We start from the raw sequence: 526 nt of genomic DNA on the forward strand, positions 1-526 counted from the left end.
GGCTCTTCCCAGATGAGGGTGTAGCGCACGTCGCGCGGCGGGCCGGCGCGTCGGTGTCGGGGTGAGGGTCGAGGTCTCCCGAGGATGAGAGCTCCTACACACTCAGCCCGAAAGACCTCGACGTGCACGACGCTACCGTCGGCGGGCGCGCTGATGCGTTCGCCAGCCCCGACCTGACTGCCTTCTGCCGCCTCGACGAACTCGGCCTCGTTGTCACCGGGCAGCGACTCGAGCCGGATCGTGCCGTATTGGCCTGTCAGGTGGTCGAGCCCGACCAGTGGTGCCGGCGCTGCGGCTGCGAAGGGAGACCACGTGACACCGTGGTCCGACGGCTTGCCCACGAACCACTGGGCTGGCGGCCCACGACGCTGGAGGTCGTCGTGCGCCGTTACCGCTGCAGCGGCTGCGGGTATGTGTGGCGCCAGGACACCACCGCCGCGGCCGAGCCCCGGGCCAAGTTGTCTCGGCGCGCTCTGCGGTGGGCGCTGGAAGGGATCGTGGTCCAGCACCTGAGCGTGGCTCGGGT

At 70.3% G+C, this 526-nt stretch carries 1 pseudogene; it reads left to right on the top strand.

The features are described 5' to 3' along the window. Positions 1-122: 122 nt before the first annotated feature. Positions 123-526, top strand: a pseudogene (locus ACT3TZ_RS15265) (ISL3 family transposase); the annotation flags it as partial.

It is taken from the genome of Brachybacterium sp. AOP25-B2-12 (genome assembly GCF_052378625.1).
GTDB lineage: Bacteria > Actinomycetota > Actinomycetes > Actinomycetales > Dermabacteraceae > Brachybacterium.